The organism is Aerosakkonema funiforme FACHB-1375 (genome assembly GCF_014696265.1).
Taxonomy (GTDB): Bacteria; Cyanobacteriota; Cyanobacteriia; order Cyanobacteriales; family Aerosakkonemataceae; genus Aerosakkonema; species Aerosakkonema funiforme_A.
Map to the genome: position 1 here is coordinate 1 of NZ_JACJPW010000069.1, position 18,085 is coordinate 18,085.

10 protein-coding genes and 1 CRISPR repeat array are annotated in these 18,085 nt (G+C 45.4%); of the genes, 3 read left to right on the forward strand and 7 right to left on the reverse strand.

Annotation, left to right across the window (positions count from 1 at the left end; all coding sequences use genetic code 11):
* Positions 1-50 precede the first annotated feature (50 nt).
* Entirely contained in the window at positions 51-7,529 is a 7,479-nt protein-coding gene (locus H6G03_RS23505) for a translocation/assembly module TamB domain-containing protein (RefSeq protein WP_190469378.1), read from the forward strand.
* A gap of 90 nt (positions 7,530-7,619) precedes the next feature.
* Here the strand turns inward: H6G03_RS23505 and H6G03_RS23510 are convergent, their stop codons facing one another.
* From H6G03_RS23510 to H6G03_RS23530, 5 genes are all read right to left on the reverse strand, one after another.
* On the reverse strand, positions 7,620-8,504 hold the full coding sequence (locus H6G03_RS23510; RefSeq protein ID WP_190469382.1) for a carbohydrate ABC transporter permease: 885 nt from the start codon (positions 8,502-8,504) through the stop codon (positions 7,620-7,622).
* A 7-nt stretch (positions 8,505-8,511) separates the two neighbouring features.
* A complete protein-coding gene (locus H6G03_RS23515) occupies positions 8,512-10,215 on the reverse strand; it encodes an NAD+ synthase (RefSeq protein ID WP_190469386.1) in 1,704 nt (567 codons plus the stop codon).
* Positions 10,216-10,373: 158 nt separating this feature from the next.
* Positions 10,374-11,120, reverse strand: coding sequence for an NUDIX hydrolase (locus H6G03_RS23520; RefSeq protein WP_190469389.1), 747 nt, complete (start codon positions 11,118-11,120; stop codon positions 10,374-10,376).
* A complete protein-coding gene (locus H6G03_RS23525; RefSeq protein ID WP_190469391.1) occupies positions 11,093-11,680 on the reverse strand; it encodes a nicotinate-nucleotide adenylyltransferase in 588 nt (195 codons plus the stop codon). The genes H6G03_RS23520 and H6G03_RS23525 overlap by 28 nt, the downstream gene beginning before the upstream one ends.
* A gap of 61 nt (positions 11,681-11,741) precedes the next feature.
* The gene (locus H6G03_RS23530; protein ID WP_190469396.1) at positions 11,742-13,148 is read right to left on the reverse strand and encodes a nicotinate phosphoribosyltransferase; all 1,407 of its coding nucleotides are present in this window, start codon (positions 13,146-13,148) and stop codon (positions 11,742-11,744) included.
* Between the two features lie 410 nt (positions 13,149-13,558).
* On the opposite strand from H6G03_RS23530, the gene H6G03_RS23535 reads away from it, so the two are divergent.
* Positions 13,559-13,708 carry a hypothetical protein gene (locus tag H6G03_RS23535; RefSeq protein ID WP_190469399.1) on the forward strand — a complete coding sequence of 50 codons (150 nt, stop codon included), beginning with the start codon at positions 13,559-13,561 and terminating at the stop codon, positions 13,706-13,708.
* Positions 13,709-13,982: 274 nt separating this feature from the next.
* Here H6G03_RS23535 and H6G03_RS23540 read toward each other — a convergent pair whose 3' ends face one another.
* On the reverse strand, positions 13,983-14,624 hold the full coding sequence (locus H6G03_RS23540) for a hypothetical protein (RefSeq protein ID WP_190469401.1): 642 nt from the start codon (positions 14,622-14,624) through the stop codon (positions 13,983-13,985).
* Positions 14,625-15,158: 534 nt separating this feature from the next.
* Complete coding sequence (locus tag H6G03_RS23545) at positions 15,159-15,851, reverse strand: diacylglycerol/polyprenol kinase family protein (RefSeq protein ID WP_322111958.1); 693 nt, start codon at positions 15,849-15,851, stop codon at positions 15,159-15,161.
* Positions 15,852-15,923: 72 nt separating this feature from the next.
* On the opposite strand from H6G03_RS23545, the gene yidD reads away from it, so the two are divergent.
* Positions 15,924-16,169 (forward strand): membrane protein insertion efficiency factor YidD, encoded by a 246-nt coding sequence (yidD, locus tag H6G03_RS23550; protein ID WP_190469404.1) that lies wholly within the window; start codon positions 15,924-15,926, stop codon positions 16,167-16,169.
* A 247-nt stretch (positions 16,170-16,416) separates the two neighbouring features.
* A CRISPR array of direct repeats spans positions 16,417-18,054; the repeat unit is 37 nt; unit sequence GTTTCAATCCCTGAAAGGGATTAGATGTTTCTGAAAC.
* The last annotated feature ends 31 nt before the right edge of the window (positions 18,055-18,085 follow it).

The following is an 18,085-nucleotide window of genomic DNA, read 5'->3' on the forward strand; positions in this document are numbered from 1 at the left end:
CCGCTCCCCCACTCCCCCACTCCCTCTTCCCCTAGCGCCTAGAGGTTCTGATGACGAACTCCCCGAATCCCAGTAACGAACCCCAATCAAGTGCAAATCGGCGTGTATGGCTGCTTTGGCTGAGTCGCACCGGTCTTGCTTTTGGCGTAATTTTGGTAGTTGGCGTTGCGGCTGGTGCTTGGTGGGCCTGGGTGTTTGTCCAGGAGCAATTAGGGCCATTAGTTGAGAAAAATCTCAGCGAGAGTCTGAAACGACCGCTAAAGTTGGGTAAAGTAGAACGCTTTTCTGTTAGCGGACTGCGATTTGGGGCTTCGGAAATACCGGCAACGCCGACAGACCCAGACCGCGCCGCAGTTGGGGCGATCGATGTGGGTTTCAATCCCGTCACCCTGCTGTTAAACCGCACTTTAGAGCTAGACCTCACCCTCGTCAATCCCGATGTTTACATCGAACAAGACGAGAAAGATAGCTGGATTGTCACTGAAATTAGCGTCGGAGAAGGCACCGGGCCATTCAAAACCGAAATCAAATCGGTGCGGGTGAGCAACGCTAAAGTTGTACTGGTGCCAAATCCAAAAACGGGTTTTCCCAGAGTTCCCATAGGCATTACGCCGCTGAATGGTAATGCTCAAATCGAAGATCGGGGTCAGCGCATTCGCTTCGATTTAGGCGGACAATTGGCTACCGGGGGGAATTTCAACATTTCCGGGGAACATTCTATTCCCCTCAAACAAACGAACGTACAGCTGCAAGGTCAAAATCTACTCGTTACAGATCTCGATCGCCTAGTCAAATTTTCCTTTAATTTGAGTGACGGTCGGGCAGATGGCAATTTGACTGTCAGATATAGCCCCGAACAGCCACTATTTTTATCGGGGACGGCACTCCTCAAAGATGTTACTGCCAATTTGAAACAACTGCCAGCACCGTTTAACAATACTAACGGAATGCTGCGCTTCAACGATCGCGAAATTACGTTGGATAATGTCACGACGCGCTTGGGTCAAGTTCCCCTGCAAGCGAATGGCAGTTTCGATCTTCAAAAAGGATACGATATTACAGCGCAAGTACCCAGTGTCGCGATCGCCAATATTGTTCAAACTCTCAACTTAAAAACATCACTGCCTGTAAGCGGCGAGGTGCGAGCAGGCGTGCGGTTGACCGGCCCAATACAAGCTCCCATCCTATTAGGTCAATTTACCACAACCAAACCCACCCAAGTTGATAAGCTGCAATTCTCTTCTATAGGCGCTCGTTTTGCCCTCGCACCGACGACAAACGAACTTGCGATCGCAGATTTGCAAGCAAAACCAACTGTTGGCGGTCAAATCACTGGCAAAGGCAATCTCAAGTTGGGTCAAGAAGGTGGATTGGTATTTGATGCTGAAATTCAGAACGTGCCGGGAGATGCGATCGCTCAGCAATACGGCACAACTTTATCTCCTTCTCTTAAAGTTGGCAATGTTTCCGCCAAAGCACAAGTATTCGGCCCCCTCAACGATATCCGAGTAGTGGCTAGGTGGCAAGCTCCCCAAGCTACCTATCCCGCAGCTGGCGAAGTTGTCATTGCTAGAGGTCAGACAGTCTTGCGCGATGCGACTTTCCAAGTGGCGGGAAAAACTTTGCAAGCAGCAGCTCGTATCGCTGACGGTCGCTGGGAAGCACTTGTGGAAGGTTCCCAATTGCCAGTCAAGGATATTTTAGCTGCATTGCCGGAAAACCCAGACGAGCAGGAGAATTCTCCAGTCAGAAGTCAACAGTCTTCAATCCAGAATCCCAAATCCCAAATCCCAAATCCCATACTGGAGGGAACGATTAGCGGAAGAACGAAGCTATCGGGAAGTTTAGGTTCTTTTAAAGTACAAGATATTCAAGCGATCGCAGAAGGAACTCTGCAAGTTGCGGGTGGCAATATCCAATTGCGCCAAGCTGGATTGAATAATGGACGTTGGGAAGCTTTAGTCAGTGCGACTGGTATTCAATTGGGGCGTTTTCCCCAAGTACCGCCTCAATTGCAGAACGCCACTTTCAGCAACGGTCAATTTAAATTAACGGGGAATGTTGAGTCGTTCCAAGTTGCAGATATTCAAGCAATCGGTCAGGGAAATATTCAAGTAGCTGGCGGTACTGTGCAAATTGTGCGGGTCGGACTTCGCAACGGTGCGTGGGAAGCGATCGCCAGAGCAGCTAATGTTAATCTAGGACAATTGGCACAGTTACCGCCGCAAGTACAAGGGCCATTTAACGGTCAATTCCGCATTGCAGGTAACCTCAACTCTGGCGAATTGGGCACAATTCAAGCAGTTGGCAATGGAAATATCCAAGTTGCTGGCGGTAGGGTACAAATTCAACAATTAGAACTCGATCGCGGTAATTGGCGAACTAATCTTACCGCTTCTGGCGTGCAATTAGGGCGTTTCGCGCAAGTACCGCCGCAATTGCAAGGTGCTTTTAGCGGACAAGTGGTAGCAGCAGGAAATTTAGATACACTTACCGCACAAACAGATAAATCTCCCCTATCTCAAATTCAAGCAATAGCGCGAGGAAATCTGCAAGTTGCTGGTGGAAATATCCAAATTCGACAAGCAGAGATCGATCGCGGTAATTGGCGAGCAAATGTTGCCGTTGCTGATGTGCAATTGAGTCGGTTTGCCCAATTACCGCCGCAATTGCAAGGTGCTTTTAGCGGTCAATTTCAATTAGTGGGAAATTTAGACGCGCTTACCGAGAAATCGAATCAATCGCCGCTATCCCAAATTCGCGCCAGAGGTGATGGGAATGTTCGGATTGCTGGCGGTAATGTGACTGTTCGACAAGCACAACTCGATCGCGGTAATTTCCAAGCGGAACTCATCGCTAAAGGTGTAGAACTCAGTCGTTTTCCGCAAGTTCCCCAGCAGTTACAAAGTTCTTTCAGCGGTCAATTGGAAATAGCCGCAAATTTAAACAATCTGACTGACAAATCGAATCGATCGCCACTTTCTCAAATTCGCGCTAGAGGTACAGGTAATCTACAAGTTGCAGGCGGTAGTGTTAATATCCGACAAGCAGCAATTAGCGATGGGAATTGGCAAGCTAATATCATCGCTAGGGGTGTAAATCTCGCTCGTTTCCCGCAAGTACCCAAGCAGTTACAAAGTTCTTTTAATGGTGAATTGGAAATTGCCGGTAATTTAGATAATATTAATAATGATGATAACTCGCTGCTATCTCAAATTCAAGGCAGAGGTCGCGGCAATCTGCAAGTAGGTGGCGGTAGTGTTAATATCAGACAAGCTGTAATTAATCAAGGTAATTTTCAAGCAGATATCGCCGCTAGCAATGTCCGACTAAATACTTTCCCGCAAGTCCCGCCACAGTTTCGCAGTTCGGCTTTTACCGGTCAATTGGAAATAGCTGGAAATCTCGATGCACTTTCGGATAAGAATAAGTCGCCGCTATCTCAAATTCAAGCTAGAGGTCAGGGAAATCTGCAAGTTGGTGGCGGTAATGTCAATATCCGACAAGCGCAGATCGATCGCGGGAATTTTCAAGCAGATATCGCCGCTAGCAATGTCCGACTAAATACTTTCCCGCAAGTCCCGCCACAGTTTCGCAGTTCGGCTTTTACTGGTGAATTTCAAGTAGCGGGAAACTTAGACGCACTTTCCGATAAGAATAAGTCACCTCTATCGGTTCTGCAAGGAAGAGGTCAGGGAAATCTGCAAGTAGCAGGCGGTAGTGTTAATATCCGACAAGTGCAGATCGATCGCGGGAATTTTCAAGCAGATATCGCCGCTAGCAATGTACAGCTAAATCGTTTCCCGCAAGTACCAAAACAATTCCAAGGTACTTTTAGCGGCGCAGCACAAATAGCTGGAAATCTCGATGCACTTACCGATAATTCTAATAAGTCACCGCTATCCCAAATTCAAGCAATAGGTCAAGGAAATCTGCAACTTGCTGCGGGTAACGTAACGATAAGACAAGCAGAAATTAACCGGGGTAATTGGCAAGCAAATCTTTCCCTTTCAGAGATAAAGCTGGCAAATTTCCCACAATTACCGACCCAGTTAAGAGGTTCTACTTTTACTGGGGAACTGCAAATTGCAGGAAATTCGGATGTCCTGACAGCGCCGCCAAATAACTTACCTTTATCGCAAATCCAAGCCAGCATTCAAGGAAATCTTCAACAAGTTGCTGGCGGTAGCGTTACGATTCGCCAAGCACAGCTAAATCGAGGCAATTGGCAAGCAGATGTTTCGCTTGCCAATGTGCAATTAAATCGCTTTTCGCAGCAACTGCAAGGACGGTTGACCGGCGATTTGAATCTGGCGGGAAATGTCGCTTCTCTGACCGCAACGGGAAGGTCGCCGCTAGCAAATATTCAAGCCAGAGGAAATGCCAACTTTTCTGAGGGAATCGCTTCTATTCAAGGGCCGATCGCAGCTACATTTGACTGGAACGGACAGCGGTTGCAAATCGAACGAGTAACCGCTCCTGGATTAAATGTAAGTGGAATAATTATAGCAAATATTGATAGAAATAACCAGCCGAATATTACAAGTTTAGATATCAATGTAGAAGCGCAAAACTTAAATTTACAAAATTTGCCCATCCAAATACCGACGCCAAGAAACCGGGTTTCTATGGCAAGTCGCTTTGGAGCTAGAGATATAAGCAGAAACCCGGTTTCTATAATTGGTAGTGCTGATTTTAACGGTCGGATATCGGGAACGCCAACTGCACCGAATGTAGCGGGTAATCTGCGTCTGCAAAATTTGGTTATCAACGGTTTCGATTTCGATCCTGTATTATCGGGTGAGGTGCAATTAGCAGCAGGAAGAGGACTCAGATTAAATTTATCGGGCGCTCAAGATAGAATTGCCGTTGAGTTAGATAGAAACAATAACCCGGTAACGTTTGCTATCCGGCGCGATGAAGTAGTAGCAGAGGGAAGAAAGCAGGGAGATTTGTTGGAAGTGAACGTCCAAAATTTCCCGATCGCCACTTTAAAAGCTTTGGCTCCCTACGTAGCAACCGTACCGAGAGAAATCGCCAATCAACCTATCAGCGGCATACTTTCGGGCAACTTTGCTATCAATTTAAACGCTAGAAGTATTGTGGCGAATAATGTCACGCTCGCCAAAGCCGCTATAGGTGAATTTCAAGTAGATGCGATAAGCGGCGATTTCAGCTACGCCAATGGCATAGCTGAAATTACCAATGCTCGGTTACAAAAAGGTGAGAGTACTTATCAAGTAACAGGTCGGATAACTCCCAGAGATTTTCAAGCAAGCGTACAATTTGAGCAAGGCAAAGTTCGCAATGTTTTAACAGCGTTTAACTTGTTGAATTTGGCAAATACGAGACGATCGCAACGTAACTATGCCGGATCTGCCGCACTTCCTACCGTAGCCGTTGGCATCCCCAACGCTTCTCTATTATCTCAATTGCGCCGCTTTTCGGAAATCGAAGCTTTGTTGGAACAGCAACGCACGATCCGCCGCCAATCTAATCGCCTACCTGACATCACAGAATTAGATGGAAATTTTAGCGGCACTATTACAGTTGCAGGCGCTTTAACTTCAGGTATTAATTCTTTGCCAACAGGTTTACAAGTGAGTTTCGAGATCGGTGGGAAAGATTGGCAATGGGGTGAATATAAATTCAATCAAGTTAGCGCCAAAGGTAATTTTGAAAATGGGGCGCTGAGGGTAGCGCCTTTGGAAATTCAGTATGAGAACGCTCGATTAGCTTTCTCTGGAAATCTCGGTTTGCAACAGCAAAATGGGAAATTGGAATTACAAAATTTCCCCGTCGATGTCATCAATAAGTTTGTGCCTTTACCGGTGGCAGTTACAGGTAAGCTGAATGGTACTGCTAATCTGGCAGGCACTTTACAAAACCCAGAGGTTAACGGCGACTTAACTTTGGTGGATGGAACTTTGAATGGAACGCAGGTGCAGTCGGCACAAGCAATTTTTACTTATGAAAATGCTCGCTTGAATTTTAATTCTGAGGCGGTGGTGCAACAGCCTCAGCCAATTGTAATTTCTGGTAGCGTACCTTATCAGCTACCTTTTGCTACGGTTAGACCGGATAGCAATGCAATTAGTTTAGATGTGAATGTGCAAAATGAAGGGCTGGCACTGTTAAATCTATTAAGTAGAGGACAAGTTACTTGGGCTGGCGGTCAAGGACAAGCACAACTACAGGTGCGGGGTACTTTATCTGCGCCGCAAATAACGGGAACTGCTACAGTAGATAATGCGACAATTGCGGCTGTGGCGCTGCCTGCACCGCTGACGGATGTGACTGGAATTGTGCGATTCGATCGCGATCGCATCCTGGTAGAAAACCTCACCGGTAATTTCAGTAAAGGTGCGGTATCAGCACAGGGAATCATCCCTATTTCCAGGCAGTTATCTCAACAAGATCCCGATCGCAATAATCCCCTCAGCGTCACTTTGAACGAATTGGCGATCAATCTCAAAGGACTTTATCGAGGTGGCGTAAATGGCAATGCAGTAATTACCGGCACTGCATTTGAACCCCAAATCGGTGGTGAAGTGACGTTGAAAAACGGGGAGGTGTTTTTAGGACAGCAACAAGAAAACCCCACCCCCAACGCTTCTCCGTCCACAGGGAGGGGAGAAGGGGGAGGCGGAATTGGTTTTGCGAGATCGATCGTTCCGGAATTTAACAATTTGCGCTTAACTCTGGCGGATAATGTCAATGTGACGCGACCGCCGCTATTTAGTTTTCGATCGACTGGCGAGCTGATTGTAAATGGCTTTTTGGGTAATCTCGAACCGCAAGGTACAATTCAGTTGCGCCGAGGTCAGGTGAATTTGTTTACTACGCAAATGACCTTAGATCGCGATTATACGCAAACAGCTGTGTTTGTCCCAGAACGCGGACTCGACCCGATTTTAGATGTTCGCGTCGTTACTACCGTACCGGAAGTGACCGGCAGTCGCTTACCATCTTCTCCCATATCTTCTGAAATTGCCGATGTTCCCGATGCCGGCTTTTTCGGTAGCGTGCAAACGGTTCGCATTGTGGCTAGAGTCGAGGGACCGGCCAGTCAATTGGCGGATAACTTGGTGCTGACAAGCAACCCGCCGCGCACTGAATCGGAAATTGTGGCTTTAATCGGGGGCGGATTTGCACAGAATTTAGGTCGGGGTGACAGTACTTTGGGACTTGCTAATTTAGCGGGTTCTGCTTTGTTGGGAAATCAGCAGGTTCAGGGTACGATTAGTGCGATCGGACAAGCTTTCGGTTTGAGCGAATTGCGCTTTTTCCCCACAGCTATTCCCCCCAACAGAGAAGATAGAGCTCGTAACACTACACTAGGATTGGCAGCAGAGGCAGTGGTCGATATTACCGATCGACTTTCTGGTTCTGTATCAAAAGTTCTCACTACCGATCAACCATTACAGTATAACCTGCGCTATCGGGTAAATAACAATATTCTGTTGCGCGGTTCCACTGATTTTTCCGGTGATACCAAAGCGCAATTTGAGTTTGAAAGGAGGTTTTAAAAAGGGCGTCGGGACAAGGGCGTCGGGGTTAGGGAAAGAGTGGGGGAGAAGTTATTTAGGCAATACGGAATAGACGTTATAGAGATATTGTTAATGAATTTGTCCTCGCGCTTGTGACAATTTGAGATTCAAAATCGACAATCCCAAAATCAGCAAAAACAACACCAAACCAATTGTGCAAGCATAGCTGATTTCTAAACTTTTAAAGGCTTGTTCGTAGAGATAGTAAACAATTGTTTTAGAACTATTTCTCGGCCCTCCTTCGGTCATGATGTAAACTTCCTCAAATACTTTGGTAGCAGAAATTGCCGAAATTACTGCTACTAGCAATAGGTAAGGTTTCATCAACGGTACGGTGATGTCCCAGTGTTTGCCTATGCCATCGGAACCATCGATCGCCGCCGCTTCATACAGTTCTGCTGGTATAGATTGCAACCCAGCCAGGTAAATCACCATATAGTAGCCCAATCCTTTCCAGACAGTCACCGCCATGACGCTGTAAAGCGCCCATTTGGGACTTGTCAGCCAAGGAATCCCATCTTTAAATCCGATCGCACTCAGAAATTGATTCAGCAAACCGTTTTCGGCATACAGCCATTTCCAAGCAATCCCCGCCACCACCATCGATATGATTACTGGTGTATAATAAAATGCTCTAAACCAAGTAATTCCACGCGATTTGCGGTTAACTAAAATTGCCAGTCCCAAGGGTGCGACAACTAAAATCGGCACCACCGCGACGAGGTACAGCACCGTATTCCACAGCGTTTTCCAGAATAGGGAATCTCTCCACAAACGGCGGAAATTCGCCAATCCCACCCACTGCGGCGGATTTGTGAGGTCGTATTGAGTAAAACTGAGGTAAAATGCTTGGAATGTTGGCCAAAATACAGTTAGAAATAACAGGAAAAGGGCAGGGAAAAGGAATAGGTAAGGGGTGAGTCGTTGTCTGATGAAAGTCCAATTTTGGGGCATACGAATATTAAACACTAACTGTATCCAAACCTTTGCTGGCGATCGGCATTCGCCATCCCGTACCGAAAGCGCGATCGGTTATCTTCAATCCCGGCGGTGCTTGTCGCCGCTTAAATTCCGCCCGCGCTACCATTTTTATCACTCGTTTGACAACATCCGGATCGTGTCCCGCAGCCACAATCTGTGCAGCCGATTGATGTTCGTGAATAAAGCGCTGCAAAATGTCATCTAAAATATCGTAAGCTGGGAGAGAATCTTGGTCGGTTTGACCGGGTTTGAGTTCGGCGCTGGGTGCTTTCGTGAGAATATTTTCCGGAATAATTTCGTCGTTGCGATTTAGCCATTTACACAAAGAGTAAACGCGGGTTTTGGGAACATCGGCAATTGCAGCCAATCCTCCATTCATATCGCCGTAAAGAGTGCAGTATCCTACAGCCATTTCCGATTTGTTGCCGGTGGAGAGGAGAAGATAGCCGAATTTGTTGGCGATCGCCATTAACAGATTACCGCGAATCCGCGATTGAATATTTTCCTCGGCAATACCAAACTCTGTCCCCGCAAACAAATCTTCCCAACTTTCATCGTAACTTTGCATCAGATTGCCGATCGGCAGGGTGTGAGTTTTAATACCCAAATTTTCGGCTAATACCAAAGCATCCTTTACTGAATGATCGGAACTGTAAGGCGAAGGCATAAGGACGCCCAACACATTTTCTGCGCCCAAAGCTTCTGCCGCAATAGCTGCAACTAATGCTGAATCTACCCCTCCACTCAAACCAATTACAACTTTAGAAAAACCGCATTTTCGCGCATAATCCTTCACTCCCAACACCAACGCCCCCCAAATTTCCTCTTCTTCGCAATCAGGTAGCGGTGTTACATATTTCGGTTGTACGGATGCAATATCCCCTTTTTCTACATCAAAATCTAGCAATACTAAATCTGTCTCAAAACTACGGGCGCGACACACTATTTCACCTGTACGATTGAGGGCAAAACTGCTACCATCAAAAATCAAATCGTCGTTGCTACCAACCTGATTGGCATAGATAATAGGTCGATCGAAGCGTGTCGCTGAATGCCGCAGCATTGCTTCTCGCAATGCTTGTTTGCCAACACTATAAGGAGAAGCCGATAAATTGACAATTAAATCTACACCCAGCTGGGCTAAGTCAGTAATCGGATTGACAGCGTAGGTGCGCTTACCCCAAAATTCTTCATCATTCCACAAATCTTCGCAGATAGTTACGCCGATTTTAATTGCCGAGTAGTGTGGCTGAGGAGTGAGGGTAAAGAAATTAGGCTGAAGTCCGGGTTCAAAATATCGCTGTTCGTCAAAAACATCGTAAGTTGGCAGCAATCTTTTGTGGAAGATTTGCTGCACTTTTCCCCCTTCTAATAAAGCCATGCTGTTAAAGAGAGATTTCCCGCCACTGGTAAAAGCTTTTGGATTCGGTTCGACTGTTCCGACTAAGACTGCTAAATTTGGCGGTAAATCCCGTGCTAGCTGCTGTAAAGTTGTTGCCATCGCCTCTACAAAACTGGGGTCTAGCAACAAATCCCGTGGCGGATATCCGCAGAGGGAAAGTTCTGGTGTCAATAACAAACGGACATCTAAATCTAATGCTTGCTTGGCTGCATTGAGAATGTTTTGGGCGTTATCGGTGAGGGCACCAATGGTAGGATTGAGTTGTGCGATCGCTATTTTCATAATTTTATCTTTTACCTCCAAAATTATTTTTTTAACGCAAAGGATCGCAAAGGTAATCGCAGAGGAACGCAAAGAAATAATGAGTAAGTATAATTATTCGCTAGCATAATCCCTTTACCCTCGGCGTCCCTTTGCGTAAGCCTTTGCGCCCTTTGCGTTTAAATAAAAACCAAAGGCTTATCCTTTAAAGGTGCAAAGGCTTCTGCATCAAATCGATACAAACTCGCTGGACGACCGGCACCCCGCGACACTTTGACTCCAGTGTCAGACAAGAATCCCAGTTTCAGCAAACGGGAGCGAAAATTAGAATAATCTGAGAAATTTTCTCCCAAAATTGTGGTGTAAAACTGGTAAAGGTCATTCAAAGTAAAGACTTCCGGTAACACATCAAAAGCGACGGGACTATACTCTAATTTATTTCGCAAACGCCGATAGCCGTACTCCAAAATTTTATTGTGATCGAATGCTAGTTGGGGTATCTGTTGGATGGGATACCAAGCGATACCGCTAACGCCATCGGCAATAAGTTCGGCTTCCCCAAATCGCACGATCGCAAAATAGCTTACGGATAGATAACGCACTCCAAAGCTATCTGGCGCTTCTCTGGGATCTCGACCCGGCCCCCCGAAGCTATACAATTGCTCTAAGTAGAGATTTTTTACTTTGATTTTCTCTGCTAAAATTCGATAGGCTGCGTCTTCTAGAGATTCTCCTTTTCTTACCAGTGTTCCGGGTAAGCACCACTGACCTGAAAATGGTTCGTCGTCTCGCATTACTAATAACACTAAAAGTCGATTTTGTTCGTTATCAACTGAAAAAATGACGTTATCGACTCCTACTTTGAAGTCGGCTAATGCCTGTTTTTTCCCTGGATTTTCTATCTTTTTTGTGCCGCGTCCTGCCATGCGTATAAATGCTCTCGATGAATATATGCCTCAACGATCGGCGTTAAGCTTGTGCGATCTCCTTTTTCACGATAAGCTGTAGAGGAAACATCTGGGCTGTTTAGAGATGCGATCGCTACCGACCCTCCCATCTCCCTCAGTGGCTGCAATGCTGTATCTTCTATGGGAATTCCCGGTCGCGGCACTACTAACAGCTGCACTTGCCGCAACAATTCTTCAACTCTATACCAGCGCGGTAGCTGCGTAACCAAATCCGAACCGATGACTAGGGTCAGTTCGGCAAATGGCCATTTTGATTTTGCTTTTGAGAGAGTTTCCAAAGTTCTGGGACTGCTGAGTTCTTGATGCAGACCGATGTTGTGTCGGGGAGGATCGATCGACTCAATCAATAACCTTAACATTGCAGCTCGATGTTGTAATGGTGTTTGGTGAGATTTAAATGGGTTATCTGACGCCCAAACTGCTACCCAATCGTAGTTTTGCGATAGCCAGTTGAGAATTGCTTGATGTCCGGTTGTTGGGGGGTCGGCGCTAGTACCAAAAAGAGCGATTGTGTGCATAGTGAAAAGTCAAAAGTCAAAAGTCAAAAGTCAAAAGTAAGATGCTTTTCTTTCCCGTTCCTCAGTGCCTAACACTTTTCGTTTGTGCCGTTAAACTTAACAGTGCGGCAGAAATTTCTACTGGTGGGGAAATCGGGCGATCGATCTGGCGAGTTTCAATTGGTAAGCTGGCGACAGAAGCGGCTGTGCGCTGGCGAATGCGATTTAAACTTTCTGGCCGCAGTTTTCTACCATCTCGGTAAACTAACTGTAATAAAGGCTGACTTTCTTCTGAATTTTCGTTGACCAATCCCAATTTATCTGACTGCATAATCCCGTTTTCAAACCGACGAAAGATTTGCTTGCGACCGGGATAAGTAGTTTTATTGCTCGACTGTTTCATTGTAGGGATACCATCAATTTCGACAAGTTTGTAAACGCCATTGACGGGCGAACCCGTCACCAGTCGAGTTCCCAACCCATAGCCGTCGATGCAAGCACCGGCATTCTTTAAGCGGGCAATTTCTCTCTCGTCTAAATCGCCGCTGGCAAAAATGGGTACGTCGGGTAAGAGCGATCGCACTTGCTGGGATAATGCTACTAAATCGCCGGAATCTAACCGCACTCCAGACAATTCCATTTCGCCGGCATTTACCTTTTCTGCTAAAGTTTGAGCAGCTGCGATCGCATCGTAAGTATCGATCAATAAAGGTGCGCCCGGAAAATAGCGGTGAAACGCTGCAAATGCCTCCGCCTCGCTACCCGATGTTGCCGTTAATGCCATCACTAAAGAATGAGCCATCGTACCGCTGGGCTTTTGACCCAGCTTTACAGCAGCCAGCACGTTCGATGTCGCATCCAAGCCAGCTGCTAAAGCCGCACGAGCTGCCCAGACTGAGGCTTGCGGACTAAAGGCGCGTCTGGTGCCGAATTCCAGCAGCGTTGCTTGTTTTCCCGCCACATCCCGGATTCTTGCCGCTTTTGTGGCAATTAAGGTTTGATAATTGATTGTATTTAATAGATAAGTTTCCACCAACTGAGCTTGCCACAGGGGTGCTTCTACTCGCAACAGCGGTTCGTTGGCAAACACAGCCGTCCCTTCCGGTACTGCCCACACATCCCCACTGAAGCGGGCTTCTGCTAGTAGCGACCAAAATTTTGCGGGTGCTAGATGGAATATTCCCGTCGCCTGTAATGCTTGTATCTGTTTTGGGGTGAAGCGGAATTTCTCTAAATAGTCTAAGGCTTGTTGCAAGCCCATTGCGATTAGGTAGCCAAAGTTTTCTGGGAGTCGGCGTACAAATAGCTCGAAGCTTGCTTGTCTTGTATCTAAACCTTCGCCTGCGTAGCACGCTGCCATTGTCAGCTGATACAGGTCGGTCAGAAGGCTCATGTCTTCCGAACATAGCGTCAGTTCGTTATCTTCTGTGCTTTCGGTTCTGTCAAGATTGGCGGCTAGCAAGCTCATCCGGTCGGGGGCGATCGTCATGGCCCTGGTTCCTGCGAGATTCGTTGTTCTAATTATAGTAAATTCTACCATAATGCTGTCAAGGTATTTTTGTGAAAGATTTCGCGAAGCTGGAATCGCCCGCCATATTTTACTAAGTAAAAAATATATGTATATTAAATGTAATAGTATTTTTGCTGAAAATTGCCGCTTTTGCGCGTCGGTTATTTGTGATAGATAGATGACCGATCGCAAACAAAGATAACGAAATTTTAAGAAAGTATATGCTTTGCTACTTAAACTTAATAAATAGGCGAGCTGCGAGCTAAGTATTGCAAACATACCCAAACAACTATTGCAATACGGTTCTTATGATACAAAATTATCGATAATAAAAATAAGAGATACCAAGACGATCTTGGCTCGCAATACTAGAACGGGAGAAGGGTTATATGAGTATTTACAAAGTCTTCGACAGCGTTACTCAATTTTTCTCGGAAGCAGTTGCTCGGATCTTTGGCCCGACTGACGATGCTTATCCCCAAACAGGCGTCCAACCATTTGAGGGCGATTTACCTGAATCAAAGAAATCCGATTGGTAGTTTAAGCAAGCTGGAGGTTTGCTGACAAGTTAGTGGTCAACATCTTTTCCACATACAGGGCGCGAGTGCGTACTGTGACGAATTTGCGCCATTGGAAGTTCAACATCTGTAATCATTGCTCAATTCTTTTGCTCTCTTTTATCAATTTATCCAAACTCTATCGGTGGAGAAAAGTTTTTTCTCCACCGAACTTTTTAAAGGGAAGTCGAAAGTCAAAAGTCAAAATTCCTCCCTCTCCCCTCTCCCCTAGCCCCTAGCCCCTAGCCCCTAGCCCCTAATAATTAGCGGGGTTCCCGGTACATGAGGCGGTAGTATCCCATTCAAATTCTGCCAATAACAGTACGCTCAATCCAATCACCAGACCGGTGGTGAGAAATTGCCAACCACCAACGTAGGGTAGAATTGCTATGCCCAGGAGGTGAACTAAACTGGTGAAGAGGAATGTGCGCGATCGCATCGCCAATCCAGTATAGAAGTAACCCAAAGCGTTTAAGCCCAACCATAAAGGACACAGACCGATCAAAACTTCTCCCCAATTCAGGAAGACGCCTAAGTCAGTTACGATCAAACCGCCGAGCATCAAAATTGCCCAACAATAAATAATTGACCTAAACGGTTCTTCTTTTATCCAAGAGCGAGATAGCTCTAGCATAGCTACTGTACCGACAACGGTCAGAACTGACCATAAAACTGCTTGCAACTTCCAGTCTAGGGGGAGAAACTGTGCTGTTACAAAAATAGCAACTGATATCGCACCCCACAATATGCAGGCTTGATCCAATTTGGTATAAAAGCTCGAATGTAAAGTAATATTGCCAATTTGGATATTAATGCGCCACACGCCTGGGTATTTTCTAAAATCGATATTTGTGGCTTTTCGACGTAAGGGGGGTATCGCAGTATTGAAGAAAGTCATATTGCGGTTTGTAAAAAAATAAGTGTTATTTCCTAATGCTTTATACTCGCTCTACAAGAGTTGGTTTGTTATCTATCAACAGAAATGGCTTAATTCTTTCAGAAATGTTTCTGTGGAAATAATTATTAAATTTTTAGCTGTTCCTTCAGCAATATGCTGATGGGGGAGATGGCTATATCCTGCTTGCAGAGGGTGATTTGAAGCCGCGAAGGTTACGACTGACTAAAAAATTGATTTGGCTGTTTTGTCAACAAATCCTCATCAATAGCCGATCGACAGATGCGATCGCACCCGTTCCCAGCTAGCCCACGACGAGACAAAAACTTATATGTGCAAGCAGTTTTAATTATCTTAACATCATGAAACAATTTGTAACGTTTTTTATTTATTTGTCGAAGTATTTGGCAATTTAGTGACTAAATACGCAAATAAACCCGGTTTCTTGAAGAAACCGGGTTTATACAGATGAAATTATCCTTTAAACGAGCTATTTTGCTAAATAAACCCCGTTTATGCCATTAATTGACCGACGCTTTAGCCAAGTAAAAACTGGCCCAAGAAAAACCCTAACGCGGCACTACCAAGAGGAACGGTAATATTGTCAATACCCAACTTGGAAAAAGCTTCCAAAGCAGTAGCAATTATGGCAATGGGTATCGGTATTACCCACGTTTGCCAAATATTACCTTCCACTCCCAGGAAAATTACGCTGCTGACTATATAACTGACGAGTGCCATTGTCAGGGAACCTTCCCAACTCTTTTGACTATCCCAAACTTTGTAGGGATGTTTGCCAAATCCTTGCCCGATGAGGGCTGCGAGTCCATCCCCCCAAGTCATCACCAAAATACCCAACGCGGCGTACTGGGGTTGTTGCAGGGGCCAAAACCAGGCAGTGAGAATACCTATACTGAGAGCGTAGAAAAATGTACCCAAACTTTTGCGCCCGACGCTGTTGATTCCCGGCAGAATGGGAAATTTGTAAGATAATAGGGTGACAGCACTCGCTAAAATCGAAGCGGAAATGCCTACCCAAGCGGGGATTTGCAGCCACCACGCCAGCAGAATTACTTGTCCGGTGCCAATATGAACGACTTTGCGAATTTTTTCTGGGTCTGTCGAGGTGAAGCGATGCAGCAATTCAGCGGTTAAGGTAACGCCGCCTACCCAGATGGCGACGATCGCAATTTTGTACCAGATGGCGGGGATGGATGCAAAAAGTGGCACTGTGTTTAGTAAAGATTTAATTGCAGCGCTGGTAAAAGCTTATTTACCACTTTATTAGATTTGGTTGGCACTATGAAAATTTTACTGATTTGGTTAATTCGCGGCTACCGGATGTTTATTTCGCCCTTGTTTCCGCCTACGTGTCGCTTTACTCCCACTTGTTCTCAGTACGGTTTGCAGGCGATCGAGCGTTTTGGCCCCTTGCGCGGTAGCTGGATGACCGTTCGGCGCATCTTGCGCTGTCATCCCTTCCATCCCGGCGGTTACGATCCTGTCCCGACTTTGGATAATGGTGAGAAGAAAAATTGTCATCATTAATATTGATGTTTTAATCTTGGTTATCAGGATGAGAGACCGCCTCAGACTCAAGTCTGAGGCTAATAGCGAAAGTCGGATAAATCCGACTGCAATAATATTTTAATTTATTTATGTTTGCAGAGATTTATCATCGCTTGTGCAATTCCGAGCGATGCAACTGCAAAAAGATTTTAGTCCACTTAAGTGGACTTTCGCTATTAGCCAGGGGTTTGAACCCCTGGCGGGCTTTAAATTTTTGCAATTGGTTGTTTCAATCCCTGAAAGGGATTAGATGTTTCTGAAACCGACCCCCCTGCTGATGGAAAATTTGGGGCATTTTCGTTTCAATCCCTGAAAGGGATTAGATGTTTCTGAAACCATTGGTATTGCAAAGCCAACCCGAACCGGAGCTTGTTTCAATCCCTGAAAGGGATTAGATGTTTCTGAAACTTGGAGATCCTGCTCAAAAAACAATTGTTCCAGGTACGTTTCAATCCCTGAAAGGGATTAGATGTTTCTGAAACCAGGGGAGAATTAGCCAGATACTTACCCTACTTCTTTGTTTCAATCCCTGAAAGGGATTAGATGTTTCTGAAACCCATATGTTCTTATTGTGTGTGACTTACTAACTTAGTCTTGTTTCAATCCCTGAAAGGGATTAGATGTTTCTGAAACGTGAGATGTCATGGGTTGTCGTGAGATGTCACTTGTTTCAATCCCTGAAAGGGATTAGATGTTTCTGAAACGGTCAGCTTCCAGCCTTTCTGGGTAGCTTTTGTGAGTTTCAATCCCTGAAAGGGATTAGATGTTTCTGAAACCGGCTGGATAAAAGCAGGTAAGCCAGAATTTTTGGGTTTCAATCCCTGAAAGGGATTAGATGTTTCTGAAACTTCTTCAAAAGTCATAGGTTTCCTTCCTGGTGAAGTTTCAATCCCTGAAAGGGATTAGATGTTTCTGAAACTCAAGTTATCTACCAGGCGATGTGTACTTTGCACGGTTTCAATCCCTGAAAGGGATTAGATGTTTCTGAAACAAACTTACAGGGATAATCCTTTTGTCGCTCTTTCTAAGTTTCAATCCCTGAAAGGGATTAGATGTTTCTGAAACGGTTTTAGTTCTTTTTCTTACGCAGGTTCTTCAAGTTTCAATCCCTGAAAGGGATTAGATGTTTCTGAAACTTTCCCTTTCTAAGGAATCTATTCTTGCTAACATGTTTCAATCCCTGAAAGGGATTAGATGTTTCTGAAACTCTAAAGAAGAGGCAGAATTGAGAGCGGCAAAGTTCGTTTCAATCCCTGAAAGGGATTAGATGTTTCTGAAACCACGTGGCGCGGGAAAGATATCCTCCGGGCTTATCGTTTCAATCCCTGAAAGGGATTAGATGTTTCTGAAACAAAAATTCACCATTAATTTCAGGGATTCTACTGAAGTTTCAATCCCTGAAAGGGATTAGATGTTTCTGAAACGAGTAAATCCTATCTTTCAAATCTTGCTGGTAGTGTTTCAATCCCTGAAAGGGATTAGATGTTTCTGAAACGAGAAATAGTGCCTTTTGGTAGAGTACCTTACCCGTTTCAATCCCTGAAAGGGATTAGATGTTTCTGAAACGTACTATGCCGAAGCTATGATCCAAACAAACGAAGCGATCCGTTTCAATCCCTGAAAGGGATTAGATGTTTCTGAAACGTTGCTCACGACAAACCTCCTAAGCGGCGTCTTGTTGGTTTCAATCCCTGAAAGGGATTAGATGTTTCTGAAACACTATCGATATATCATCTTCTAGGACGTTTTCGTTGTTTCAATCCCTGAAAGGGATTAGATGTTTCTGAAACGGAAGACGACTCTTTCAGTGCGGAGCAAACTATTCTAGTTTCAATCCCTGAAAGGGATTAGATGTTTCTGAAACCGCAGCCCTCCAAAAGCCTTATCGTATTTAG

Excerpts from the sequence above, each read along its gene's own strand:
- H6G03_RS23505 (WP_190469378.1), top strand. The coding sequence starts at position 51 with ATGACGAACTCCCCGAATCCCAGTAACGAACCCCAATCAAGTGCAAAT.
- H6G03_RS23510 (WP_190469382.1), bottom strand. The coding sequence starts at position 8,504 with ATGCCCCAAAATTGGACTTTCATCAGACAACGACTCACCCCTTACCTA.
- H6G03_RS23515 (WP_190469386.1), bottom strand. The coding sequence starts at position 10,215 with ATGAAAATAGCGATCGCACAACTCAATCCTACCATTGGTGCCCTCACC.
- H6G03_RS23520 (WP_190469389.1), bottom strand. The coding sequence starts at position 11,120 with ATGGCAGGACGCGGCACAAAAAAGATAGAAAATCCAGGGAAAAAACAG.
- H6G03_RS23525 (WP_190469391.1), bottom strand. The coding sequence starts at position 11,680 with ATGCACACAATCGCTCTTTTTGGTACTAGCGCCGACCCCCCAACAACC.
- H6G03_RS23530 (WP_190469396.1), bottom strand. The coding sequence starts at position 13,148 with ATGACGATCGCCCCCGACCGGATGAGCTTGCTAGCCGCCAATCTTGAC.
- H6G03_RS23535 (WP_190469399.1), top strand. The coding sequence starts at position 13,559 with ATGAGTATTTACAAAGTCTTCGACAGCGTTACTCAATTTTTCTCGGAA.
- H6G03_RS23540 (WP_190469401.1), bottom strand. The coding sequence starts at position 14,624 with ATGACTTTCTTCAATACTGCGATACCCCCCTTACGTCGAAAAGCCACA.
- yidD (WP_190469404.1), top strand. The coding sequence starts at position 15,924 with ATGAAAATTTTACTGATTTGGTTAATTCGCGGCTACCGGATGTTTATT.